Here is a 25,918-nt window from a genome sequence, read left to right as displayed (position 1 = left end):
GGTATGATGGTATTATAGGCTATTTTACTTGGTTTAAGTGTGGTATGTTGCATAAATAAAAATGGTATTAAAAAGAGTTTTAGACGGATGATAGTATTTAACCAATTTAAAAAATTTTTGGCACACGATATGGCTGCAGGTATCGTGTTGGCGTTTGCCGCTGTGTTGGCGATGGTGGTAGCAAACTCTCCGATGAGTGACATATACGCGCACTTTTTGCATCTGCCTATTTCGATAAAAATCGGCTCTTTTAGTATCGATCATCATTTATTACATTGGATCAACGATGGCTTGATGGTGGTGTTTTTCTTTTTAGTGGGGCTTGAGCTCAAGCGGGAAATGCTAGTGGGCGAACTATCAGAGGTCAAAAAAGTCGTCTTGCCTGCGATTGCTGCGGTCGGTGGTATGATGGTACCGGCAATTTTTTATGCCGCATTCAATTATCAGCACGCAGATTTGATGAAAGGTTGGGCGATTCCGGCGGCGACAGATATCGCGTTTGCCTTAGGTGTGCTGACTTTACTGGGCAATCGCGTGCCCGCCGCACTCAAAGTATTTTTGGCATCGATTGCTATTTTTGATGATATTGGCGCGATTATCATTATTGCGTTATTTTACTCATCGGGTTTGTCGATGGCGGCACTGGCTTGGGTTGGGGTATGTTTGGTGATATTGTGGCTGATGAATCGCTTTAACGTCACGCGCACCACCGCTTATATAATGATTGGCGTTTTGCTATGGGCAGCGATGCTTAAGTCGGGCATACATGCGACGCTTGCCGGTGTGCTGCTTGCGCTGTTTATCCCAATGACAGACAACAAGCACCCTGAGCATTCACCCCTCGAATCGATTGAACATGACTTGCAAGACACAGTCAGTTTTATTATTTTACCGATTTTTGCGTTTGCCAATGCGGGCATTTATCTTGGTGGTACGGGGATATCCTCGCTATTGCATACGGTACCGCTCGGCATTGCCCTAGGGCTACTGCTAGGCAAGCCGATTGGGGTGATGTTATTTAGTTGGCTTGGCGTCAAGCTTGGCTTAGCCCGCTTGCCTACCAATGTTGATTGGCGACAAGTATTTGGCGTGGCGATTTTATGTGGTATTGGCTTTACCATGAGTTTGTTTATTGGTGGGCTTGCCTTTGCGGGGCTTGAAGTCAAACCGTTTGACGAACGACTCGGCATTATTTTAGGATCATTATTGGCAGGTATGCTAGGGTATTTTTATCTTAAAAAAGTCTTACCAACCCAAGCGCTGACACAGCAGGTGAGTAACCCTGAAGATCATACCTATATTCGCTAAGCTATTTACCCAAGGGTAGTGTAACGATAAATAAAATCTACAAATGATAGCAACGAATATTGCTATCATTTTTTTATACCAATAATTTTGTGATCAATAATAAGGAAAACACCATGCTAACTAACAAGGTAAAGGGTAAACAAACCGCATGGTTGGGCGGTGGTGTGGCGATAATTGGTCTATTGGCGAGTTGCGCCAGCGTGGCGTATCAATCGCTGCAAAATGGTAAGTTAAGCGATATCAAAGAAAGCATTGAGAGTGTACCCAAAAAAACGGTGACCCTAAAAGGCACATTTACTCAAAGCTTAGAGCAATCTGAATTTAATGACGGTACCACCAAATACCATGTATTTGACCCGAACAACCTGTTAGCCGAGTATGCCAAAGCGCAAGGTCAAACGGGCGTATCGATTAGTTTACCTGTCTGTATTGAAGGGCGAGTGACTGAAAAAGGACGTTACGGACATTTAGGAAAATATCCGTATGAGCTATGGGTGGATAAAATTTGCCAGTCCTAAACCAATCCTAGATAAGCAGCTTGTCTAACCATCCTTCATTGACGATCGGGATCAATTTCAACCAAATCAATGGGCTGGGTATGCAGCGAACCGTCTTGAATCGCAGTTTGGAGCGGATACTTGATGCGATCTTCGGCGATGATTTGTCGCGACACATGTTGAATCAACTGACGTAACCAACGATGCGCAGGGTGATGCTGTAATAGCGGCGACCATGCCATCGTCAATTCAAACTCTGGAATAAAAAATGGCGGCTCTTTAATCACGATGTCATCATTATTTGCCTGCATGCGCGCCACCCGAGTCGGCAGCGTAGCAATTAGGTCTTTGTTAGCGGTGAGCATGGCAGGCATCTGATAATGACGGGTAAAGACACTGATTTGACGTTTTTGACCGAGGCGTTGTAACGCCGCATCAATCGAGCCAAGTCCACCAGATTTTTCGGGATTGACACCAAAACCCACACCCATGCCTGTTTTAGAAACCCAAACGTGCTGAGCTTTAAGATAATTTTTTAGGTTAAAGCGATTGACATACGGACTATCAGCCGACAACAAACAACTAAATGTATCACGCCAAATCAGCACTTGGTGAAAGCTTTGCGGTACCTCGTTAAAACGATTAATCGCCAAATCAACACGCCCTTGTTCCATATCTCGATAGGAGACATCTGAAGGCGTCAAGAAGTCCAAAATCACGTTTGGGGCTTCACTGCGCAGCGCTTTGACTAACCTAGGCACCAGCGTCGCTTCGGCATAATCTGACGTCATAATCCGAAACACACGACTTGAGGTATAAGGACGAAACTCAGTACGCGGCTCTAATAACTGGGTTAAATCTGCTAACAATTCGCGTACGCGCGGCTGTAATTCAAGCGCCCGCTCCGTTGGCGTCATGCCTTCAGATGAGCGAATCAACAAGGGATCATTAAACAACTTACGCAAACGACGTAAAATATTACTCATGGCGGGCTGGGTAATGCCAAGTTGCTCAGAGGCTCTGGTGACGTTTTTTTCCCGAAGTAACACATCAAGATGCACCAAAAGGTTCAAATCCACACGTTGTAAATCCATAAATTACTGTTTGTCTAGTTAAAAGTTAAGAAAAAAAGGCTAAAACCGCTAGTTTTAACAGGGCTAAAACCTAGCAATAAAATTTAAGTCATTGATTGTATTATACTATATTTTAAATAAATACTAAAGATACGAATCATTAAATAGCTAAATTATGAATTAAAGGGTATAGTGCATTCATTCCATTATTTAAGCCAACTTAAAGCTTTATTAGTGCCAAAATAGAATTCTTAATTTTAACAGACTATTTAATATCACTGTAAGAAATATCACGTATTTTGTTAAAAAAATTGTTAGCCTATTTTGGATATTTAGTTTGTGTCTTAAACATTATTTATATTTTCGGTGTTTAACGCTCGCTAAATATTGGCTTATTTAAAACTTTTACTTTTATTACAACACAACACTCATCCTAAGTTTTTTTATCCCACCGTCCTCAACAGGAGACTGCTATGTCAACTTACGTTTCAGCGATTGACCATATCCGCGAACTAAAAGCCAAATATGGTAACTGGAAAAACATCAGCGAAAATGATGCTGCGCGTTTGGTTATCCAAAACCGTTTCAAAACAGGTTTAGAAATCGCTCAATACACTGCCGACATCATGCGTCGTGATATGGCAGCTTATGATGCTGACAAATCAAAATACACCCAGTCTCTTGGTGCATGGCATGGCTTTATCGGTCAACAAACCATGTATGCAGTTAAAAAATACTTCGGTACTACTGAACGTAAATATATCTATCTTTCAGGTTGGATGGTTGCTGCGCTTCGCTCAGAATTTGGTCCACTACCTGACCAATCTATGCACGAAAAAACCGCTGTGCCAAAATTAATCGAAGAAATCTACACTTTCTTACGTCAAGCGGACGAAAAAGTATTAAACGATTACTTCCGTGAATTAAATGCGGCGCAAGAAGCAGGTCAAGACACTAAAGCCATCTTAGACAAAATCAACAACTTTGAATCACACATCGTGCCAATCATCGCTGACATCGACGCAGGTTTTGGTAACGAAGAAGCAACTTACTTGCTCACCAAACAAATGATCCAAGCCGGTGCTTGTGCTATCCAAGTTGAAAACCAAGTATCAGACGCCAAACAATGTGGTCACCAAGATGGTAAAGTCACCGTACCACACGAAGACTTCATCGCAAAACTTAACGCGATTCGTTATGCGTTCTTAGAGCTTGGCATTGACAATGGTGTAATCGTTGCCCGTACTGACTCTGAAGGTGCGTCATTAACGCAAAAACTTCCTGTGTCACGTGAGCCAGGCGACCTTGCTTCACAATACTTAGACTTCTTAGAAGTTGAAGAAGTGACGTTAGAAAATGCAAGCGAGTACGATGTTCTGTTAAAACGTGATGGTAAATTGGTTCGCCCAACTCGTATGCCAAACGGCTTGTACTCATTCCGCGAAGGCACCAACATTGACCGCGTAGTACTTGACTGTGTGACTGCCCTTGAAAACGGTGCTGATCTACTATGGATTGAAACGCCAACACCAGACGTCGCGCACATCAAATCAATGACTGACCGTATCGTTGCGCAAGTGCCAGATGCTAAGCTTGTTTACAACAACAGCCCATCATTCAACTGGACACTCAACTTCCGTAAACAAGTCATCGCAAAATGGGAAAAAGAAGGCAAAGACATCTCAGCTTACGACAAAGCGAACTTAATGTCTGCTGACTACGACAACACTGAGTTGAATGCCGCTGCTGATGAACTAGCGCGCACCTTCCAAGCTGATGCGTCACGTGAAGCCTGTGTATTCCATCACTTGATCACCTTACCTACTTTCCACACGGCGGCATTAAGTACACACCAGTTGGCAAAAGGTTACTTCGGTGACAAAGGTATGCTAGCTTACGTTGAAGAAGTACAACGTAAAGAACTCCGTGAAGGCGTTGCGGCAGTTAAGCACCAAGCCATGGCTGGTTCTGACATCGGTGATGACCACAAAGAAATCTTCTCGGGTGAAATGGCACTTAAAGCGGGCGGCGCCAAAAACACTGCCAACCAATTTGGTCACTAATGCTTCATTGATTGATTGATTAACAAAAACACCTCACGGCATGTGGGGTGTTTTTTTATGAGCGGATAAAATTAAATAGTTTGCATAATTTCTTGGTAGCGAAGTTGGAATTTTTTGATAAAATCAATGGTGGTCTGAATACCCATAAACAAAATAATATACGGGTTTAAACTATTTTCGTTCGACAGCTCAACCGCTTTATCACTTGGATATTCACTGATAAGTAACATGTCTTGCTGGCGCTGGGCTTGGATATCCGCAAGTTGTTGTTCAAAGTTTGGCTCTGCTAGTATATAACTACTGGAGTCATAGGATTTGATATCACTTAAATATTGAATACAAATCGACTCCAAATCTGCCCAGCGATAAGTTTCGGTTTCACGCACCAAATTTTCAATACTATTGACCAATTCATCCAAGGCTTGATAATAGTACCAAATCAACGGCTTGCGCGGGTCATCGGTCAAGCGTGCCGAGGCATTAAATAAGTGCTGTAAATTAGTAAATGCTAGCGTTTCGGGAATAGGCTCATGAATACCAATAAGCTGCTGGGGGACTTTGGCGTCAGGCGCCGCAGGCAAATCAGGCGAGCGGTTTAAATTAGTGCGACCTTCACGGTCAGATTGCGCCACTGGGGTTTGCTCTGATTCTATGCCGAGCAGTTGATTAACCCGATTTAGATAAGTATTCATGTTAAGCGTAATTAAACTATCATGACTGTGCAGGCGCGCGAAGGCATAAGAGATTTCTTTTCTCGCTTCATAGGCGTCCATCAGATTGCTCATGTTTTCTTCACGCTGATAAGTAATCGCATTTAAAAACAAACCTGCGGACACCACCCCAATGGTCGCTTCAATCATCACAAACGCCCGTGTAAAGGTATTAGTTGGGGTAATATCGCCAAACCCAGTGGTGGTCACCGTGATGGTACTAAAATACATGGCTTCCAAAAAGCCCACGTTTTCATGGTTAAACTGCATATTTGGCAAGGTACTGTACAAAAAGCCAAATAGCGGAATCAGCGTCAAATAGATAGTGCCATACACAGCAGGCGGCAACGAGAAAATATCATCGCGCACGATAGGTTTAGCAAGCTTATTGAGGGTAAAGGTCTGTGGGGTGTTACGGGTTGATATGATTGGTTTAGTGGGCTTTTGCGCAAGTGGTTTCATAAGCTGCCTAAATTTTTTTGCTTTAGACTAGCATACCCATTCAAAAAGAAACATAGTATTGTAGTAACCCCTGATGGACGACAGGATAAAAGGCTCAAACCAAGAATGCCCCTATTGAGATAAAAAGTTGGGATAAAAATGAAAAAAGCCAACTTACTTGTTATCGGATAAAACAAAACTAGGCAGGTAAGGGATGAATGCCCATTTATGAGGTTGAATGATGCCAAGTATATCGATAACGCCGCTATTCATCTTTAAAATAGGGTTGCAATCAATACAACCCTAGTAAACCTAACAATAAATTAACTGGCACTATCAATTAGCTAGATTAACTTCCCATGCTGGATGGGAAATCTAAAAATATGGGAAGTGTAAAAATACTCAGTGTAACATTAGTGTTGACCCAGCAAATCCTTTTTCATCTCAAGTGATATGGGATTATCGCCTAGCCAAGCACGAAGAATAGCTTGGTCAAAGCCTTCTTCTTTGATATAAGGAAGATCGCCAACCTCATCATAATTTAAGCGAACGCCATGCTCTGGCGAAAACTCAATCGTAAACATTGCCCCTTCTTTGATGGTATTGGTTTTGAACAACTCACCAAACACGTCATCAATTACTGAGGCAATTTTTTGATATTCTTCTGCGCTACTATTCGCTCTGATGCCGTCTTTGAAGGCATTTTCCAGTAATGAGCCTTTAATATTGCGGCGAGACACCATGCGCAATTGCTTGGCATAACGTGAGGTAATGGCTGTTTCGGCATCTTCAGTCATTTCACCCAAGTATAGGGCAATATCATAGATACCAATCATAAATTTACTGCGAGCGCTAATACCATTTCGCACGCAGATTTGACCATCTAGTTTTAGGGTAGGGGGAAATAAGGTTTCAAGATCGTTGGTTTTTCCTTTAAATAAAATCATCCTAGCATCCTTATCGTTCTATAACAGTTTTTTCCTTGGATAATGTCGTAATATCCTTATCTGGCTTCATTGTGTGAATACTGGGGCGAAATGTAAAGTATTATCAATGAACAGCAAGTCATAGAGCGATGATTGGTTAAAAAAAGGGTTAGACGACAACGTACCAACCCTTATTGCTAAATTTATGCCTCTAACAAACCTACGCTGGTAACAAACTTAGGCTTGCAACATCGGCTTTAAGAATCGCCCTGTGTGTGAGCGTTCATTTTCTGCTACCTCCTCTGGCGTGCCCTCAGCGATAATCTCACCACCGCCCGAACCGCCTTCAGGACCCAAATCGACAATCCAATCAGCTGTCTTAATCACATCGAGATTATGCTCAATCACCACCACGGTATTGCCTCGGTCACGCAGCGTATGCAAGATGTCTAAGAGCTTGGCGATATCATGGAAATGCAAACCTGTCGTCGGCTCATCGAGCACATACAAGGTCTGACCGGTATCACGTTTGGACAGCTCTTTGGCAAGTTTCACCCGTTGCGCCTCACCACCCGACAAGGTTGGTGCAGACTGACCCAAACGAATATAACCCAAGCCGACTTCTTGTAGGGCTTGCAAACGGCGGTAAATTGCCGGAATCGCCTCAAAAAATTCTGCGGCATCTTCCACCGTCATATTGAGCACATCATTGATATTTTTACCTTTATAGGTGATTTCAAGGGTTTCACGGTTGTAGCGTTTGCCTTGACACGCATCGCAAGGCACATACATATCAGGCAAAAAGTGCATCTCAACCTTAATCAAACCATCGCCTTGGCAGGTTTCACAGCGCCCGCCTTTCACGTTGAAACTAAAGCGTCCTGCTTGATAGCCACGAGCTTTGGACTCAGGCACTTGGGCGAATAGGTCACGAATCGGACTAAATACGCCCGTATAGGTCGCAGGATTGGAGCGTGGGGTACGCCCAATCGGGCTTTGGTCGATATCGACGACTTTATCCAGATGTTCTAGCCCAGTGATACTGTCAAACTCTTCGGCAACATGCGTGGTGGCATTATTGAGCTGCGTGGTCGCTAGTGGCAATAAGGTGCGATTGATTAAGGTCGATTTACCCGAACCCGACACGCCTGTGATGGCGGTAAACACCCCAATCGGCAAGTTTAAGGTTACGTTTTTAAGGTTGTTACCTTTTGCCCCTGTTAAAGTCAGCATCAAGGGTTTGGCTTCGACTTTACCCTTTTTGGCTTTTTCTTTCTTCTCGCTTTCCGCTTTTTTCGCTTGGTTTTTGGTTAACGGAATGGCGGAATCTTGCATTTTTTCATATTTATCGTCATTAGCGACTTTGGCTCGGTGACGCACGGTTGGCACTGCGATTTTCTTTTTACCCGATAAATATTGCCCCGTCAATGATTCGGGATTTTTGGCAATGTCTTTTGCCGTCCCTTCTGCAATGATACTGCCACCATGTACCCCAGCCCCCACACCCACATCGATGATATGGTCGGCTAGGCGAATGGCATCTTCGTCATGCTCGACGACAATCACGGTATTGCCCAAATCACGCAAGCGAGTCAACGTTTGCAGCAGTCGGTCATTGTCACGTTGGTGCAAGCCGATTGATGGCTCGTCGAGTACATACATAACGCCCATCAAGCCTGCCCCGATTTGGCTAGCAAGGCGTATCCGCTGAGCTTCACCGCCCGATAGGGTTTCGGCAGAGCGGGCAAGGGTAAGATAATCCAAGCCCACACTCACCAAAAATTCCAACCGCTCACGGATTTCTTTGATAATTTTGGCGGCGATTTCGCCTTTTGCGCCCTCGAGTTTTAATTGCTCGTAATATGCCATCGCTTCGCCAATCGATAGCTTGACCATTTCGGCAACGGTACGGTCGCTGACTTCGACATGGCGAGCGATTTCGTTTAAGCGTGAGCCGTGACAGGCATCGCAGGTGGCATCAGCAAGGTATTTGGCAAGCTCATCTCGCACGATGTTGCTTTGCGTGGTGCGGTAACGACGCTCCATATACGGCAACACCCCTTCAAATGGCACGGTTTTGGTGGATTTGCGCCCCCGTTCATCAACAAAGTTAAAAGTCATTTTGTCTTTACCAGAGCCCTGTAAAATGACATCTTTATGCTTTTTATCCAGTTGTTGCCACGGCGCTTCCATATCAATACCGTAATGCTCGGCAACCGTGGTCAGCAAGCCAAAATAGTAGGCGTGGCGTTTATCCCAGCCTTGAATCGCCCCTTGGTTGAGCGATTTTTCAGGATGCCCGATGATTTTTTCGGCAGCAAAATATTGGCGTTTGCCCAAGCCATCACACACGGGGCACGCGCCATAGGGGTTGTTAAAACTAAACAATTTTGGTTCAAGCTCAGCAACCGAGCGATCGCAGACAGGGCAGCTATGTTTGGCGGACAAAATTTTATCCTCAAACTCAGCGTCCATGTCATGCAAGATGGCAATGTCGCTACCCAGTCGTAAGGCGGTCTCCAAACTTTCGGCAACCCGATTACCCAAGTCATCCCGCACTTTGAAACGGTCAACCACCACATCAATGGTGTGTTTAAAAGTTTTGGCAAGCGGTGGCACATCGTCAATGTCATAAATCTCGCCATCGACCCGCAGCCGCACAAAGCCTTGTCCTTTTAGCTGTTCCATCAACTGGATATGCTCGCCTTTGCGGTCATCGACGACGCGCGCGAGAATCATCAACTTGGTGTCTTCAGGCAATGCCATGACGGTATCGACCATTTCGGTGACGGTTTGCGCGACCATCGGCAGGTGGTGTTCAGGGCACATGGGCGTACCAACACGGGCATACAGCAGACGCAAATAGTCATAAATCTCGGTAATGGTACCCACCGTGGAGCGGGGGTTATGGTTGGTGGATTTTTGCTCGATGGCGATGGCAGGTGACAGCCCTTCGATACTATCGACTTCGGGCTTTTCCATTTGTGATAAAAACTGGCGAGCGTAGGCAGACAGGCTCTCGACGTAGCGGCGTTGTCCTTCGGCGTATAGGGTGTCAAAGGCTAGGCTAGATTTGCCCGAGCCTGATAAACCTGTGATGACGACGAGTTTGTCACGGGGAATATCGATGTCGATGTTTTTGAGGTTGTGGGTGCGTGCGCCACGGATTTTGATTGCGTCGTGCTGTGCCATATTGAGCTTCTTATTGTGTGTTTTTGAGTGGGAAATTTGGGTAAAAAGATGGGGTTTTAATGGGGTAGAAATGGGGTGGTTTCAAGTTTTTTACTTGGCTTGTTAAAAAGAAAAGTTTGTGTTCAAATAAAAGAAATTTTAGTTAAAAGTGATAAGTAATGGGTGTTTGGGCTTTTTACAAAGGTTTGCCACAGAGAGATTTAGATGCTATTCGTGCAGATGTTCAACAACCGATTGAAGAAATAGCGTTATCTGACGAGCCAACAGTTCAATGTGAAATTGGCAAGGCGTGGTATCGGTTACATGAAATCTTAACACAAGGGCTGACAGAGCCAACCGAGAATAATATTTATAGTAACGCTGTTGCAGGGCAATACTTTATGTGGGGTGATAATAGTGAATGGGGTGATGATGTCTGGTGGTGGGATTGTCACAGTGGTGCTTTTAATGATAATAAAAGAGTTCAGCAAATTTCACAGGTTTTAAACACTGTAGACTTTAAAAGTCTATATCAACTTCATATAGAAAAGTATGTCCATAATGATCCCTATATATTTGAAGCATATGATTGGCTAGCTGAGTGTTTTGAAGAATTAAGAGAGTTTTATGCCAAATGTGCTGAGTTAAACTATGCAGTTTGGGCAAGTTTTGGATAATTCAAAGAAAGCATAAAATTACCGTTAAATTGAGCAACTTTTTTAATTTTTATAAATTTCTCAAACCTTGCTATACTTTACCAAAGGAAAAAATAAGAATTTGAGAAAACAACATGGCAACGTTAACCCAAGAACAAACCGACTTCTTAAAAAGCCACCATATTCCAATGGACAAAACCTTTGACGCCAGCGGACTATCGAGCAAAGAATACAAAGCCAAAATGAAAGAAAATGGCGCGCTCGTTGCCTACGGTGTACCACCCTGCCCAAAAGGTCACACCCTCAAAAACAAACAAGCCAACTGCCTACAATGCAACCCCCAAGCCATCGCATCGCTCAAACGCCAAGCCACCCCAGGGGAGGTCTATATCGCCGTATCACCCAGTCAGCTGCTTGCCAAAATCAGCCTCGTTGAAAACGCGAGCGATATCATCCAGCAATTAAATAGCGAAAATCATGCCGAAATCAACGATTGGGCATTAGCGATGATAGGTCGCACCGACTCCATCGGACAAATGGAAAACCACTTGCAGCAGCGCCTTGCTGATTACCAAGTACCCAGAAAACTCTCTGCCGATGGCAAAACCACCAAAGCCTCGGGCGTGTACGACGTCGATGTACATGACGCGCTTGAAGTAATTAATGAAATGCCTTTTACCCTAAGCGAAATTGATAACGCCGTGATGGATGATTTTCACGCGCGCTATAGCGATAAACAGCTTCGCGAGCAGCAGCAAACTGAGCAGTTAGCCATCGAAGAGGCGGCGCGTAAACAAGCAGAACTTGCCGAACAAGCGCGACAAAAACAGGCTAAGCTTGAAGAACAGCGCCAACTACAACAACAAGCCAAACAGCAAAAATTGGCACAAAAGCAACAACGCCAACAGCAATTTGAAGCCAAAAAAGCGCAAAAACAGCAAAAAATCGCTACCCAAGTGAAGCATAGCCCGTTAGAGGGCGCGCTAGTGGCTACCCCAAAATCATCATCTATCAGACAGTCACCGCAAGGATTTTTTGACAACCAAAAAAATGTGACGTGGCTGATGATTGCTATCGCGGTGATTTTAGCCATCATGGTAACCGCTTACGCAATGCTAAAATAATGGGGCTGAAACACTAAAGCCGAAAAAATAAGGCTAAAATAATTTTTATTGCCAATAAATTCTCTGTGATAAAAATTAGGCATATAATAAGCCGTTTTTGGCAAAATTTTGTGAGCCACCATGTCAGTAAAATCAACGTCGAGAAATATAAGTCATAACCCCTCCATGAATGCATCCGAAAAGAAAGCAATTGCAGGATTGGGCGGTATCTTTGCCTTGCGCATGCTCGGACTATTCATGATTGTGCCTGTGTTTGCAGTGTATGGGACGCAATATGCACACGCCACGCCGTTTTTGATTGGATTGGCGATTGGTATCTATGGCTTAGGGCAGGCGATTTTTCAGATTCCCATGAGTTTTTTGGCGGACAAATATCCGCGTAAACCGATTATCATTGCAGGGTTATTGGTGTTTGCGCTCGGGGGAGCGATTTGCGCCTTATCAACAGATATTTATATGGTGATATTGGGGCGTTTGATTGCAGGCAGTGGCGCGGTTTCAGCGGTGGTGATGGCACTACTCGCGGATGTGACCCGTGAAGAGCATCGTACCAAAGCGATGGCAACCATGGGGCTGACCATTGCCATGTCGGTGATGGTCGCATTTGGGCTCGGTCCGATTTTGACGCATGTGCTCGATATCTCAGGCTTGTTTTGGGTGACAGTGGCGTCCGCTATTTTCGCCATTGGCTTACTGTGGATCGTGCCCACCCCAAATCGGGTACTAAAGCACAATCTCAATAATCACTCAGTTAAAGCACAGTTTGCTGAAGTATTAAGAATTGGCGATATCAACCGGTTGCATTTGGCGATTTTTTCGCTGCATCTGTCAATGACAGCGATGTTTACCTTATTGCCGCACCAGTTTCATGATGTGCTCGGCTTGACGGTGGCGCAGCAAGGTTTTGTGTATTTGCCGCTACTGTTATTGGGTTTTATTATTGCGGTTCCATTGATTATCATCGCAGAAAAAAAACGGCAAATGCGCGCTGTGTTTTTGGCGTCTTTAGCGACCTTGGTGGCGGGATTGGTATTTTTGGCGGTGGCTAGTCAGACCATCGTGGGTTTAATTATTGGGCTTGCGGTTTATTACATCGGCTTTAATAGCCTTGAGGCGACCATTCCGTCTTGGATTTCCAAACGCGCGCCCGTTGCCAACAAAGCGACGGCAATGGGTATTAATTCATCTGCACAGTTTTTGGGTGCTTTTGTGGGCGGTGCCATGGGCGGTATTTTGCTGACCAAACCGATGTGGTTGTCGTGGACGGTGCTCGCCATCGTGACCGTCATTGCGTTATTTTTTATCCTGCCGATTGCATCCCCACCGTATTTGACCAGCCTAACGATTACCCTGCCAACAGGTATTGACACGACTGCATGGTCACAGCAAATTTTGGCGATTGACGGCGTAGATGAAATAGTGATGATGCCAAAAGAAAACATTGCTTATCTCAAACTGGATAAAGAAAAATTGACCGATGACACGCGACAGCATTTGTCACATCTTACCGGTCAGACGCTAGCAATTTGATGCAAAGTTTAGTAAAGTAATGGCATTGTACTTGCGCTAAATCCGCAAAGATTTGGCTAAAAACACTATAGCGTTATTGAGAAATTCATCAAGAAAGTTATCAAAAAAATCATCAAAAAAGTTATCAAGGAAATTCTATGCGCGGCGTAAATAAAGTAATCATTGTAGGCAACCTTGGTTCAGATCCTGAAGTCAAACAATTTGCCAATGGCGGTAGCGTGACGCGTATCGCCGTGGCGACAAGTGAGCAGTGGAACGACAAACAAACAGGTGAGCGCCGTGAGCAAACCGAATGGCACCGTATTTCATTGTTTAATAAACTTGGTGAAATTGCAGCGCAATATCTACGTAAAGGTAGCCAAGTCTATATCGAAGGTAGCCTTCGCACCAGTAAATACACCGACCAAAATGGCGTAGAGCGTTATGCCACAGAGATTCGTGCCGACCAAATGCAAATGCTCGGTACAGCAGGCGGCGTTCAAGGCGGTATTCCTAATAACAACACTGCAGGCACAACCTACCAAAACCAGCCCCAAGGTGGTTATAATCAAGTTGGCTACAACCAAGGTGGCAACCAAGCACCTAATCATTTTGGTGGCTATCCAAACCAAAATAATGCCCAGGCTGCGCCACAAGCGGGTCAAAATGCAGGATTTGGCAATAATCCATTTATGAATGGCAATCAAGCGCCACAAGGGGCAAATACAGGAAATAATCCGCCTGCTCAAAATCCCCAACAAAATCCAGCCATGGCAATGCCAAAACCAGGCGCAGTTGATGATGATATCCCGTTCATCTATATATCAAATGAACTAGTTGGAATTATATAACTTAAATATTTTAATTTTTACTAGGTTTAAAAAAATCCTTGCACAGTCACACTGTCGCAAGGATTTTTTATGCCTTTTTTTCTGATCGTAGCCTGCTAGTAAGTTGCAGCGTCTAAGATGCAGATTTAAGTTACAGGGTTTAAGGTGCAGGGTTCGGGTATAAGGTCTGCACCGCTTCGATATCAGCCAATACCTCTTGGGATAATACCAAGTCTACGGACGCGATATTGCTGGCTAGCTGCTCAATAGTGGTTGCCCCAATGATGTTGGCAGTCACAAACGAGCGGCTATTGACAAACGCCAGTGCCATTTGTGCCATATCTAGATTATGTTTTTTGGCGACCTCGGCATAGGCTTTGGTGGCTTGTTGCGCTTGCTCATTCAAATAACGAGTAAAATGGCTATAAAGGCTTAAGCGGCTGTTGGCAGGCTTGTTACCTCCCAAATATTTGCCTGATAACACGCCAAATGCTAGCGGTGAATAGGCAAGTAGCCCAATTTGCTCGCGGTGACTGATTTCTGCCAGTCCCACTTCATACAAGCGATTGAGTAAACTATATGGATTTTGTATGGTGATAGGTCTAGCAAGCCCATGTTTATCGGCTTCTGCTAAGTAGCGCATGACGCCCCAAGGGGTATCATTGGATAACCCATAAGCACGGATTCGACCTTTGGTGATTTCATCATTGAGTGCTTCGATGGTTTCCAAAAATGGCGTCAATTCTTTGGTGTCTTGCTGCGCCATACTTTCTGTATAGCCGCGTTGACCAAAAAAGTTGGTCTGACGCTCTGGCCAGTGTAGCTGATAAATATCGATATGGTCGGTTTGCAAACGCTGTAGATTGCTGTCTAATGCCTCACGAATGGTTTTTTTATCAAACTTGGTATTGCCATCGCGCAAAAAGTCATTGCGAGAGATTTTACTCGCCAATACCACATCATTTCGCTTGCCTGTCTTGGCAAACCAGCCACCGATAAAGCGCTCCGTATCACCCTGTTTGTCTTTATCAGGGGGTGACGGATACATCTCTGCGGTATCCCAAAAGTTCACACCTTGGGCAAGGGCATAATCCATTTGTTCATGGGCATCTTGCTCGCTGTTTTGCTGTCCCCAGGTCATCGTGCCTAAGCAAATTTTGGAGACGCTATCGCCCAGTTGTGGCAATGTATCAAATTGCATGCTATTTTCCTTGTGTTTTGCATTATAGTTTTAACCAGCTTGGTGAAGTGATTGTAGCAAACTCATGGTGATAAAGTCGGTTGCAAATTGTAGTGAGTGCGGCAGGCAGCCGCAATAAACAATTCACCCAAAATAAGGCGGACAAAATTTTGATTTTTTATGGATTGACATTACAACGCAATAAAAATCAGTTATGATAAAGCGTTTCATTTTAGTTAGAAAAATATTCGAGTGTTGGCGCAGAGTGGGTTCAAAATTTTTTGCGCTAATGGCAATTTTTATCCTGCATGAATTATTTGATTGTTGATTAATCTGCTTGTGGATTGTGTCACTTTATTGATGTCAAAAATATTGGTGTCAAAAATCATTGTAAAAGGTATTCAAGTTTGGCAAGTGTCAATTCATTACGTCCGACAAAACTATGGTGGCTGGTAGGTCTAGTTTTGCTTTGCTTAAGCTTGGTGATTCAGCTACCTGCCGCGTGGTTACTGCAAAAATTTGCCCCAAACAACCCTTACTTGCAGCAAATATCCGGCAACCTTTGGCAAGGTCAAGCCAATTGGCAAATCAATGCGCGCCCCAATACGCCGCTGGCGGGTAGTGTCGATTGGCGCTGGCAGCCGTGGCATTTATTGATGGGCAAAGTGGGTCTAGCGGTTGATATCCGCTCTGGCAAAACCGACTTGCAAGGTGTGGTCAAATTCAATAAAACTAGCTGGCAAGCCAATGATTTCAACGGCAAAATCAGCCATGACACATTGGCGCAGTTGGTCAGTTGGCAATTACCCGACACACCGATTACCATCAAAGAAGTGTCGATTGAAAAAAATAAGCAAGGTTATCAAACCGCCAAAGGCAGTATGAATTGGGCAGGTGGCGATTTGGGGTATCCCACAGGCGGCAAAACCTACCTGATTAAACTCCCCACCATGCAAGCCACTCTCAGTGCAGATAAAGCAAGTGTGCAGCCAATAGCCAACGCCAATGGTATTAATAATAGCAACAAGACAGCGCAAGGTAAAAGCTTGCATTTAGCCCTTACTACACCGCGAGCCGAGCGATTGGGGGATTTTTATCTTGACCAAGATAATATGATAGATGTGTCATTGACCCAGCGGCTGCTCAAAAATATGCCAGCGTACCAAGGCAAAGGGGCTGATGACAGTGTGGTGGTGTCCATTCGCCAACCTTTGACCAGTATGGGTAATTAGAGACGTAGCGATGATAGCAGATATGATAAAAGCCACCCAGCGTCCCTCGTTAAGCCGTAGAACGGCGACTGGTAAATTTGTGCCGATGGCGGTGGTAGAAAAACTGTATCCTTGGTTGCTATTGGCAGCTATTTTTTGGTTGGTGTGGCAATTAAGCCAAGCAATTTGGCTGGTGGTTGCACCGCCCAAAGCACCCGCACTCACCCCAATCCCCTTACAGCCGAACTTGGTCGCGCAATCTGCCAATAGCAATGCGTTGGATTTTTTTGCGCAGCCAATTGCCCCGCAAGCGCCGGCAGCGACACCCCCAGATATTAAAGTGGTGGGCGTGACCATTGCCACCCCAAAGAGTCAATCGTATGCAATTTTGACCGCCAATGGTAAAACCTTAAGCTATCGTATCAACGACATGATTGACGGCAGTGGTTATAAACTGGTCAAAGTCGCAGCCGATTTTGTAATAGTGGCAGATGCCAGTGGTCAAACCAGTAAAGTGCCATTTGGGCAACCATTTTTTCTTGACCAAAGCGAGGCTATCAGAGCAAAAGCGCAAGCTAATGGTGCGGGAGGCGTGGGTAATGGCTCAAATATGGGACAAACCCCGACACCGAGCTTAGGCGGCGCTGCGCCACAAGCGATTGGCGGCGCGCCAGTGGCTACAGGCGATCCCCATGATCGAGAGGATTCTGCGCCCACTATGGCGACGTCAAATGGTGCCAATACCTCGCCAAGCGGTGCATCGTCAGCCATTGGCGGGGCGATTCAAGGGCTGCAGCAAAATGCCTCAGGGTATCTAAGCCAAATGGGTGTGGCAGCGACAGGGCAAGGCTATTTGGTGACCGATGCGATGTCCGCAGGACTAAAAAACCGATTGGGGCTACAAACAGGGGATAAAGTCCTCTCCGTCAATGGACAAAACGTGGGTCAAAACCCAACGCAAGATGCCCAGCTACTACGTCAAGTGCAACAAGCAGGACAAGCGCAAATCCAAGTTCAGCGCGGTGACCAAGTCGTGACAGTACGCCAGTCATTTTGATAAAAGATAGTAAAAAGTTACAGACGTCATCGCTACGTGAGACACAAGTCGGTGATATGCGTTAAAAATTGATAAGGTAAATTATGAAATACCCAACCATGCTAAAGCCACTATTTTTGAGCACGACACTGGCTATGAGTATCAGTTTGCTTAGCAGTGGTCTGTCAGCTGCCCATGCAGCCACTGGCTATAAAGTGCATTTGCAAGACGCCGATATCAAGGCGTTTATCGACCAAATTGCCACCATCACGCAAAAGAACTTTGTGCTAGACCCACGCATTAATGGCAATGTGACGGTGATTTCAAATAAACCCTTATCCCGTCAAGAAGTGTATGACTTGTTTTTAGCCGTGATGAAAGTCAATGGCATTGTAGCGATTGATCGCGGGCTGACCACAGAGCTGGTCCCTGATACCGTTGCCAAGCAAGCAGGGGTGGATGTGGACTTACGGGGTAATACCGCAGGCAGTCAAATGGCGACCCGCATCTATTATCTCACCAATACCAATGCCAATGACATCTTAAACGTCATCCGTCCGATGATGCCGCCGTATGCCAATGCCGCTGTGGTGCCAAATGTCAATGCGATTATCCTCTCTGACCGCGCCGACAGCCTTAATCAATACGCAAAATTGATTAGCGATCTTGATAGCAATATGAATGACAAGCTGACCATTATTCCGCTGCGTCATGTCGATGCCAAGCGCATGATGGATTTATTAAGCTCGCTGACAGGTACGGGCGGTGGTACAGCGCCAGCTGCTGCGGGTCAATCAGGACAACCTGCTGTGGCATCAACCGGTGGCAGCCTGATCAATATCATTGCCGACCCGATTTCTGATAGGCTGCTCGTCAAAGGTAGTGCCGAGATGACAGCCAAAGTACAGCGAATGGTAGAGCAGTTAGACACCGTGCCGACACAACGTCTCAGTGGGCTTCGCGTGTTTCGTCTAAAATATGCCAGTGCCACCCATATTGCAGAAATGCTACGCGGACTGCTTGCCTATCAATCCATCAATAGCTCAGGTGACCAAACCACCTTGCAAGCAAGCTCAATGTTTCAATCTAGTAGCGATACCAGTAATAACAGCGCAGCGACGACCGCCAATACTGCAGCGTCACCGACAGGCTCGCCGCTTAATACCTCCTCCACTAGCAACACAACGACTGCGCAAAACAACGGCTATCAAGGTCGACCTTTTAGTATTATCGCTGACCAAACCCAAAACTCCGTCATCGTCAATGCTAACCCAGAGTTAATGGTAGAAATCGAAAACGCTATTAATGAGCTAGATACCCGCCGTGACCAAGTGTTGATTCAAGCGGCGATTATGGAAATCTCAGGCAATGATACCCAGCAACTTGGCGTGCAATGGGCAATGGGCAATGCCAATAGCGGCGTAGGGGTGATTAACTTTAATAACATCGGTGCATCTGCAGTAGGTCTGGCATCTGAGATATTAAGGAAAACCCCAGGTACGGCGGCAGCCTCCGTGGCAGGCGCGCTATTGGGGATTGGTACTAGTAAAACCGATAGTAACGGTAATCGTGAGTTTTATGGCGCGATTTTGCAAGCCATCAATAAAACCAACAATGCCAATCTGTTATCCATGCCCTCTATTTTGACGTTGGATAACGAAAAAGCCAATATTTTGGTAGGGCAGAACGTGCCATTTGTGACCGGCTCTTATACCACGGCAAGTAACTCCTCAACCACGCCGTTTCAGACCGTGAGCCGTCAAGATGTCGGTATCAATCTCAATGTCATTCCGCATATTGGTGATAATGGCTCAGTGCGACTTGAGATTTCGCAGGAAGTGTCCTCCATTGTCGACGGTACCCTCAATAACGTGAGCGGTGTCGTCACCAACAAGAATTTAATCAAAACCACTATTTTAGCGGATAACCAACAAACCGTGGCATTGGGTGGGTTGATGCGGGATAACAGCACCTATGGTCAGCAAAAAGTCCCAGGATTGGGTGATGCGCCGATTCTTGGTAATTTATTTCGCTCAAAAAGCAAAAACTCGGACAAAACCAATCTGATTGTCTTTTTACAGCCGACCATTTTGCGTAATGGTAGCGCGGTGGCAAGCGTGACCGAAAAAAGCTTAGACGGTATTCGTACCATGCAACTGGTAATTGATAAAAACGGTACGCTCAAACAAATCCCGCTCAACGTCAACGCCATGTTCCCCAATACCAGTACGGTGCAAAATGGCGTCAAATTGCCAACAGACGACTTGGTTACCCCAGCCGAGCAAAGCTTATCAAACACCCCAAGAGTGTATGCCAATGGTGTCGATATCGTCACGCCCGTGTCAGCAAATGTGTCTCGCACAGGCAGTTCATCGACCACAAGCGTGAGTCGCCAAGCGAACAGTACCGTTACTCAAGCGACCATCACCCAAGCGCCCATTACCCAATCTACCGTCACCCAATCTACAGGGCAGACAGGGCAGAGCGCAAAAATAGCGCAAACGCCTGTGGTGATTGCGACCCCGCCTGCGGTGCAGACCATCACCGTGACAAATCCCTAAAAATGTCCCATAATGCCAAGCATAATGATACTATTAAATACCCATTAGGAGTAGGAGACTTGCATGGACAATCAGCAAACTAATGCAGTGAATACGATGAACCTTACCGACAACTGGCAAGGCACTTTATGGCAACTTATTGGGCTGTCACCAGCGTTGGCGGATTTAACCATTGATATTGATAAAAGCTTAAGCATCGGGCGTAGTGATAGCAATGATTTGGTATTAGCAACCTCACAAATCTCTCGCCAACACGCCAAGATTAACCGTATTGGTGAGCAGCTGTATGTGCAAGACCTAGGCTCAAGCAATGGTACCTTTATCAATGGTGAGCGTATCAGTACAGACGCCCATGCTTTGCAAGCCACCGATGAACTTGCCTTTGCTGACTTGGTATTTTTGGTGGTAAATGCCCCAGTCGATGCACTGGACGATGCTAGTTTTCTCGATGGTTTACAAGATATTGAGAATTTCACACCCACCACTGACATTCATACCCAAACTGAGTTGGATAAATCGGTTGAGCCCATATCACCGAACGCTGAATCCAACACCGCGCCTGTGATAGATGTCGTTACCACGCAAGATTTTTTACCTAGCGAGCAGCTGAGCAACACTCACGTCGCAAAATCCTTACCCTCTACACCGACAACAGTGGATGTAGCAAGCGTTGATAACTCACCATCGCCAATACTTAATACACCATCTCAGCCGCCTGTCGTCACTGAGGCAGTGCCAGTACCATCACAGCCCGTTGTCCCATCGGTTCAGGTCTCAGCCGTTCAGCCAGCGCAACCATCGCCAGTGAGCACAGTAGACGCTGATGCGATGCAACCTGCGCCAATGAACCATGCGGCAATGGAGACTGCGCCAACAAAACCTGCGGCAAAGAAAAACGCCACAGTCGCAATCATGATTGTGGTAATCATTGCGCTGATTATTGCATCAGTGTTGTTGATGTATTAGGGTTTAGGTAGCAAATAAGCGGCGCAAGGCGCCCAAAATGCAGATTTGAATCATTAAATTTTCGTTTTAGCAAAAAAAATGAAAAAAAACTAAAAAAACGCTTGCAAGATTAAAAATATTTGCTAAAATGCTCACCACTTTCAAGCGATACGCCGGCTTAGCTCAGTTGGTAGAGCAACTGACTTGTAATCAGTAGGTCGCCAGTTCGACTCCGGCAGCCGGCACCATCCTTTAACACATCGTGTTAAGCGTACCTTGAAAGACAACTATGGTGGGGTTCCCGAGCGGTCAAAGGGGACGGACTGTAAATCCGTTGCGAGAGCTTCGAAGGTTCGAATCCTTCCCCCACCACCATTTGCCTGCTATTGTTATCTGAATATTCCCTAATCACGTTAACAGTAAGTCCAGTATGCTTGGGCGGGTCGCATTGCGGGTGTAGTTTAGTGGTAGAACCTCAGCCTTCCAAGCTGATGGTGCGGGTTCGATTCCCGCCACCCGCTCCATTATTCTAAACCAAAGTTTTGCTCATATAGCTCAGAGGTAGAGCACTCCCTTGGTAAGGGAGAGGTCCCGAGTTCAACTCTCGGTATGAGCTCCAGTTTTATAGAAAATACATTGAGATAAACCAAAAAATAGTTGAGGCAGCACAGATGTGTTGCCTTTTGTTTTAGCAATAACAAAAAAGTTTGACCATAAAGATGAAGGCTATGGAAAAAACTTGAAATTTATGTTAAATTTGCTATTTTAGTGACCTAGCAACACTCAAATTGGCAACACCAGCACTGGCAATACAGATACACCAGTTGGTTTATAGCTTTGAGCTAGGGTATTGCTAACAGTTTAACAATGATCAGAGGATTAAATTATGGCAAAGGCCAAGTTTGAACGTACTAAACCACACGTTAACGTAGGCACCATTGGACACGTTGACCATGGTAAAACAACCCTAACAGCTGCGATTGCGACTGTAGCAGCAAAACACAACGGTGGTGAAGCCAAAGACTACGCGTCAATTGACTCAGCCCCTGAAGAAAAAGCCCGTGGTATCACCATCAACACCTCACACATTGAATATGACACCCAAGCACGTCACTACGCACACGTAGACTGTCCTGGCCATGCTGACTATGTTAAAAACATGATCACCGGTGCAGCACAGATGGACGGCGCTATCCTAGTTGTATCAGCCACTGACGGCCCAATGCCACAAACCCGTGAACACATCCTACTATCACGCCAAGTAGGTGTACCATACATCATGGTATTCATGAACAAATGTGACATGGTTGATGACGAAGAACTACTAGAACTTGTCGAAATGGAAGTACGTGAACTACTATCAAGCTACGACTTCCCTGGCGATGACACCCCAATCATCAAAGGTTCTGCCCTAGAAGCCCTAAACGGCGGCGAAGGCAAATACGGTGAACCAGCCGTACTAGAACTACTTGACACCCTAGACAGCTACATCCCAGAACCAGAACGTGCGATTGACAAACCATTCTTGATGCCAATTGAAGACGTATTCTCAATCTCTGGTCGTGGTACCGTAGTAACAGGCCGTGTAGAATCAGGCGTCATCAAAGTTGGTGAAGAAATTGAAATCGTTGGTATCAAACCAACCGCAAAAACCACCTGTACTGGCGTTGAAATGTTCCGTAAACTGCTAGACGAAGGTCGTGCAGGCGAGAACTGTGGTGTACTACTACGTGGTACCAAACGTGAAGACGTACAACGTGGTCAAGTATTGGCTAAACCAGGTTCAATCAAACCACACACCAAATTTGACGCAGAAGTATACGTACTATCAAAAGAAGAAGGTGGTCGTCACACTCCATTCCTAAATGGTTACCGTCCACAATTCTACTTCCGTACTACTGACGTAACTGGCGCAATCCAATTACCAGAAGGTACAGAGATGGTAATGCCTGGCGATAACGTTGAAATGAACGTAGAGCTAATCCACCCAATCGCAATGGACCAAGGCTTACGCTTTGCAATCCGTGAAGGTGGCCGTACTGTAGGTGCGGGTGTTGTTGCTAAAGTTAACGACTAATCGTTAGTAAGCATACAAAAGAGTCACTTCGGTGGCTCTTTTTTTATGCTTCGTTGCCGTAAAACCACCGACTTCAGGCGGTGGATATAAGGCAGCTTAAGCAACCATATTCACGCACAAAGAATATAAAACATGCTAGAATAAACCCATGAAAACACTCAAGTTACGCATACGAGATAAGCACACAGCACAGCTTAATAAGTTAAGCGGTTCGGTTAATTTCGTATGGAACTATGTTAATGACTTGAGTTATAAGCACCTACAAAAAACTGGCAAATTCTTTTCAGCTTACGATTTAAACGAATACACCAAAGGTAGCGGTGAACTGTTAGGTTTGCATAGTCAGACTATTCAAGCAATCAATGAAACTCATGCCAAAAACCGAAAACAATTCAAAAAAGCTAAGTTATCATGGCGAACCAACAATCCAAAATCAAAGCGTAAAAGCTTAGGTTGGCTACCCTTTAAACAATCTGCCATTAAACATATTGCCACGCATCAAACTGGTAAAAAAGGCTTAAAATCCACCTTACAACTAAGTCTAGCCAAAGGACAAAAGCTAATCATTGACCTATGGGATAGCTACAACCTTAGCCTATACCAAATTAACACCCTTGAGGTCGTGCAAGACAGCCGTAACCGTTGGTATGCCTGTATCACTGTTAAAGAATACCCTAAAACCACTTGTGGAACTGGTAGTGTAGGCATAGATTTAGGTTTAAAAGACAGTGCCACCGCCTCAAATGGCGACAAACTACAAATCAAGCAAACGGTCAAATATGCCAAAGCGTTAGCCACCGCCCAACGTGCCAAAAACAAGCAACGTGTAAAAGCTATCCATGCCAAAATCAAAAACACACGCCAAGACTTAATCCATAAATTCACCGCCCAATTAGTTAAGGCTAATGCCCTAATCGTGGTTGGCGATGTTAAAACCACCCAATTTAACAGTAAAAAAGGCAAACTAGCCAAATCGGTTTACGATGCAGGTTGGTTTGAACTCAAACGACAACTGACCTACAAATGCGAGAACGCAGGTTGCCGTTTTGAAATCGTGAATGAGAAATACACTACCCAAACTTGCTCGTGCTGTGGTGATATGTCCAGTAGTCCGAAAGGTAGAGCAGGTTTGCGAATAAGAGAATGGACTTGTGCTAAGTGTGGCACACGGCATGATAGAGATATCAATGCCAGTCAGAACATTCTTGCGGTCGGGCTTGACCGTCTTGCAGAAGAAATCCCCGAACGATAGGGAGGGGAGGAAGTCAAGGAAATAAATTATGACTGCCATACAGATATATAAGTTAAATAAAACGAGTACACAAGATAATACTTCGGAGCAAGTACTGGCGCAGCTGGCACAAATTGAATCCGAGCTTTTTGTCCACGATGCTTGGTCAGCTGCGCAAATCAATTCCCTGCTGGCGCAGCCATTTAACCATATAATTTATGCGACAGACGAGCTAAATACGCGATTGGTCGGCTATTGTTTTTACAGCCATATATTTGAGGATGCGGAAATTTTAAAAATTGGAACTTGTCGCGATTATCAGCAGCAAGGTATTGCAAGCCAATTGTTAACAGCTATGGCGCAAATATGCCAAATAGCGGGCGCCGAGCGGATGCTATTAGAGGTAAGAGAAGATAATCATGCTGCCCTTGCATTTTATCAAAAACATGGATTTGAACAGATTGCCGTTCGCAAAAATTACTACGATAATCATGACACGACCAAAACCCATGCGTTAATTATGCAGCGCAAATTAATGCTAAATTAAACGCTAAGTAGTATTCCACATGTTTAGGTAATGTGCTTTTATCGCCTGTTGAAGCAGTGGTTCAACTTGCGCGGCTGTGACAGCCTCATCGAAGCGATGCCACTGTTGATTGATTAATAATTCACTGGGATAAAAACGCGATTTATATGCCATCTTATCCGAATCTGGTACCCAAAAACCTAAATATAAATACGGTAATCCAAGACGTTTAACATAGTCAATTTGGGTAAGTATCGCAAGGGTGCCCAAACTATTTATGGTTGCATCGGGATCATAGAAAGTATAGACCGCGGATATACCGTCATCTAATTGGTCGCAAACTGCAACCATGACTAATTCATCATGAAGCCAAAACTCCATAAAAAATGACTGGGTAAAACTATATTGTAAAAACTGTTTAAATCCTTGTAAATTGGGTGGATACATATCACCATCACTATGGCGAGCGCAGATATAGCGAGCATATAGCGTAAAATGTGATTCATCGGCATCATCACAAGCGGTAATTACCACATCCATCTCGTGCGATTTTTGCCATAGTTTGCGCTGGGTACGATTGGCTTTAAAATCGTTAACTACTACACGCGTAGAGATACAGCGTTGACAATGGAAGCATATAGGGCGATATAGATGTTGTCCACTACGCCGATATCCGAGCCGAGAGAACTGAGAAAAAATAGGCGTATCTAAACGTTCATCCTTTGCTAATTCAATCAGTTCTAAACGTGCCGCACGATCGGGCAAATAACTACATTGATGCAGCGGCGTCAATTGGCTGGTCAATGCTAGATTAGTAGCGGAATGGAGTGGTTTTAACGTCAT

At 45.0% G+C, this 25,918-nt stretch carries 20 protein-coding genes and 4 tRNA genes; 18 read left to right on the top strand and 6 right to left on the bottom strand.

Annotation, left to right across the window (positions count from 1 at the left end; all coding sequences use genetic code 11):
* The first annotated feature begins 90 nt into the window (after positions 1-90).
* Together nhaA and RTJ53_RS10810 are read left to right on the top strand one after the other, a co-directional pair.
* The gene (gene nhaA / locus RTJ53_RS10815) at positions 91-1,308 is read left to right on the top strand and encodes a Na+/H+ antiporter NhaA (protein ID WP_409418164.1); all 1,218 of its coding nucleotides are present in this window, start codon (positions 91-93) and stop codon (positions 1,306-1,308) included.
* A 113-nt stretch (positions 1,309-1,421) separates the two neighbouring features.
* On the top strand, positions 1,422-1,826 hold the full coding sequence (locus RTJ53_RS10810; protein ID WP_312276937.1) for a hypothetical protein: 405 nt from the start codon (positions 1,422-1,424) through the stop codon (positions 1,824-1,826).
* Between the two features lie 35 nt (positions 1,827-1,861).
* On the opposite strand, the gene RTJ53_RS10805 is transcribed toward RTJ53_RS10810, so the two are convergent.
* On the bottom strand, positions 1,862-2,899 hold the full coding sequence (locus RTJ53_RS10805; RefSeq protein ID WP_062333830.1) for a LysR family transcriptional regulator: 1,038 nt from the start codon (positions 2,897-2,899) through the stop codon (positions 1,862-1,864).
* Between the two features lie 452 nt (positions 2,900-3,351).
* Here RTJ53_RS10805 and RTJ53_RS10800 point away from each other — a divergent pair, with 452 nt between their 5' ends.
* Complete coding sequence (locus tag RTJ53_RS10800; protein ID WP_312276936.1) at positions 3,352-4,941, top strand: isocitrate lyase; 1,590 nt, start codon at positions 3,352-3,354, stop codon at positions 4,939-4,941.
* 71 nt (positions 4,942-5,012) lie between these two features.
* On the opposite strand, the gene RTJ53_RS10795 is transcribed toward RTJ53_RS10800, so the two are convergent.
* From RTJ53_RS10795 to uvrA, 3 genes are all read right to left on the bottom strand, one after another.
* Positions 5,013-6,113, bottom strand: a complete 1,101-nt coding sequence (locus RTJ53_RS10795) for a potassium channel family protein (RefSeq protein WP_312276935.1) — start codon at positions 6,111-6,113, stop codon at positions 5,013-5,015.
* 392 nt (positions 6,114-6,505) lie between these two features.
* Complete coding sequence (locus tag RTJ53_RS10790) at positions 6,506-7,039, bottom strand: chalcone isomerase family protein (RefSeq protein WP_128680916.1); 534 nt, start codon at positions 7,037-7,039, stop codon at positions 6,506-6,508.
* Positions 7,040-7,255: 216 nt separating this feature from the next.
* A complete protein-coding gene (gene uvrA / locus RTJ53_RS10785; RefSeq protein ID WP_312276934.1) occupies positions 7,256-10,210 on the bottom strand; it encodes an excinuclease ABC subunit UvrA in 2,955 nt (984 codons plus the stop codon).
* Between the two features lie 158 nt (positions 10,211-10,368).
* Here uvrA and RTJ53_RS10780 point away from each other — a divergent pair, with 158 nt between their 5' ends.
* The 4 genes from RTJ53_RS10780 to ssb all read left to right on the top strand — a co-directional run bounded on the left by RTJ53_RS10780 (position 10,369) and on the right by ssb (position 14,329).
* Entirely contained in the window at positions 10,369-10,866 is a 498-nt protein-coding gene (locus RTJ53_RS10780) for a DUF1877 family protein (protein ID WP_312276933.1), read from the top strand.
* Between the two features lie 113 nt (positions 10,867-10,979).
* On the top strand, positions 10,980-11,969 hold the full coding sequence (locus tag RTJ53_RS10775; protein ID WP_312276932.1) for a hypothetical protein: 990 nt from the start codon (positions 10,980-10,982) through the stop codon (positions 11,967-11,969).
* A gap of 165 nt (positions 11,970-12,134) precedes the next feature.
* Positions 12,135-13,499 carry an MFS transporter gene (locus RTJ53_RS10770; protein WP_312276931.1) on the top strand — a complete coding sequence of 455 codons (1,365 nt, stop codon included), beginning with the start codon at positions 12,135-12,137 and terminating at the stop codon, positions 13,497-13,499.
* A 137-nt stretch (positions 13,500-13,636) separates the two neighbouring features.
* Positions 13,637-14,329 carry a single-stranded DNA-binding protein gene (gene ssb, locus RTJ53_RS10765; protein WP_312276930.1) on the top strand — a complete coding sequence of 231 codons (693 nt, stop codon included), beginning with the start codon at positions 13,637-13,639 and terminating at the stop codon, positions 14,327-14,329.
* Positions 14,330-14,468: 139 nt separating this feature from the next.
* On the opposite strand, the gene RTJ53_RS10760 is transcribed toward ssb, so the two are convergent.
* Entirely contained in the window at positions 14,469-15,509 is a 1,041-nt protein-coding gene (locus tag RTJ53_RS10760) for an NADP(H)-dependent aldo-keto reductase (RefSeq protein WP_312276929.1), read from the bottom strand.
* 386 nt (positions 15,510-15,895) lie between these two features.
* Between RTJ53_RS10760 and gspN the strand changes: the two genes are divergently transcribed.
* From gspN to rimI, 11 genes are all read left to right on the top strand, one after another.
* Positions 15,896-16,720, top strand: coding sequence for a type II secretion system protein N (gene gspN, locus RTJ53_RS10755; RefSeq protein WP_219333702.1), 825 nt, complete (start codon positions 15,896-15,898; stop codon positions 16,718-16,720).
* 10 nt (positions 16,721-16,730) lie between these two features.
* The gene (locus tag RTJ53_RS10750; RefSeq protein WP_257619933.1) at positions 16,731-17,756 is read left to right on the top strand and encodes a type II secretion system protein N; all 1,026 of its coding nucleotides are present in this window, start codon (positions 16,731-16,733) and stop codon (positions 17,754-17,756) included.
* An 83-nt stretch (positions 17,757-17,839) separates the two neighbouring features.
* A complete protein-coding gene (gspD, locus tag RTJ53_RS10745) occupies positions 17,840-20,296 on the top strand; it encodes a type II secretion system secretin GspD (protein WP_257619935.1) in 2,457 nt (818 codons plus the stop codon).
* A 63-nt stretch (positions 20,297-20,359) separates the two neighbouring features.
* Positions 20,360-21,262 (top strand): FHA domain-containing protein, encoded by a 903-nt coding sequence (locus tag RTJ53_RS10740; RefSeq protein WP_219330823.1) that lies wholly within the window; start codon positions 20,360-20,362, stop codon positions 21,260-21,262.
* Between the two features lie 151 nt (positions 21,263-21,413).
* Positions 21,414-21,489 (top strand) — tRNA-Thr (locus RTJ53_RS10735).
* A 43-nt stretch (positions 21,490-21,532) separates the two neighbouring features.
* Positions 21,533-21,616 (top strand) — tRNA-Tyr (locus RTJ53_RS10730).
* A 75-nt stretch (positions 21,617-21,691) separates the two neighbouring features.
* Positions 21,692-21,765: transfer RNA gene (locus RTJ53_RS10725), tRNA-Gly, on the top strand.
* 20 nt (positions 21,766-21,785) lie between these two features.
* Positions 21,786-21,860: transfer RNA gene (locus RTJ53_RS10720), tRNA-Thr, on the top strand.
* A gap of 267 nt (positions 21,861-22,127) precedes the next feature.
* Positions 22,128-23,318, top strand: a complete 1,191-nt coding sequence (gene tuf, locus RTJ53_RS10715) for an elongation factor Tu (RefSeq protein ID WP_007117403.1) — start codon at positions 22,128-22,130, stop codon at positions 23,316-23,318.
* A 148-nt stretch (positions 23,319-23,466) separates the two neighbouring features.
* On the top strand, positions 23,467-24,570 hold the full coding sequence (locus RTJ53_RS10710; protein WP_312276928.1) for an RNA-guided endonuclease InsQ/TnpB family protein: 1,104 nt from the start codon (positions 23,467-23,469) through the stop codon (positions 24,568-24,570).
* Between the two features lie 28 nt (positions 24,571-24,598).
* Complete coding sequence (gene rimI / locus RTJ53_RS10705; protein ID WP_312276927.1) at positions 24,599-25,096, top strand: ribosomal protein S18-alanine N-acetyltransferase; 498 nt, start codon at positions 24,599-24,601, stop codon at positions 25,094-25,096.
* 3 nt (positions 25,097-25,099) lie between these two features.
* Here rimI and RTJ53_RS10700 read toward each other — a convergent pair whose 3' ends face one another.
* A complete protein-coding gene (locus RTJ53_RS10700) occupies positions 25,100-25,918 on the bottom strand; it encodes an arginyltransferase (protein WP_312276926.1) in 819 nt (272 codons plus the stop codon).

Origin of the sequence: Moraxella sp. CTOTU46711, assembly GCF_031975715.1 — a bacterium.
Classification (GTDB): domain Bacteria; phylum Pseudomonadota; class Gammaproteobacteria; order Pseudomonadales; family Moraxellaceae; genus Faucicola.
This window is presented reverse-complemented; position numbering and strand designations above follow the sequence as displayed.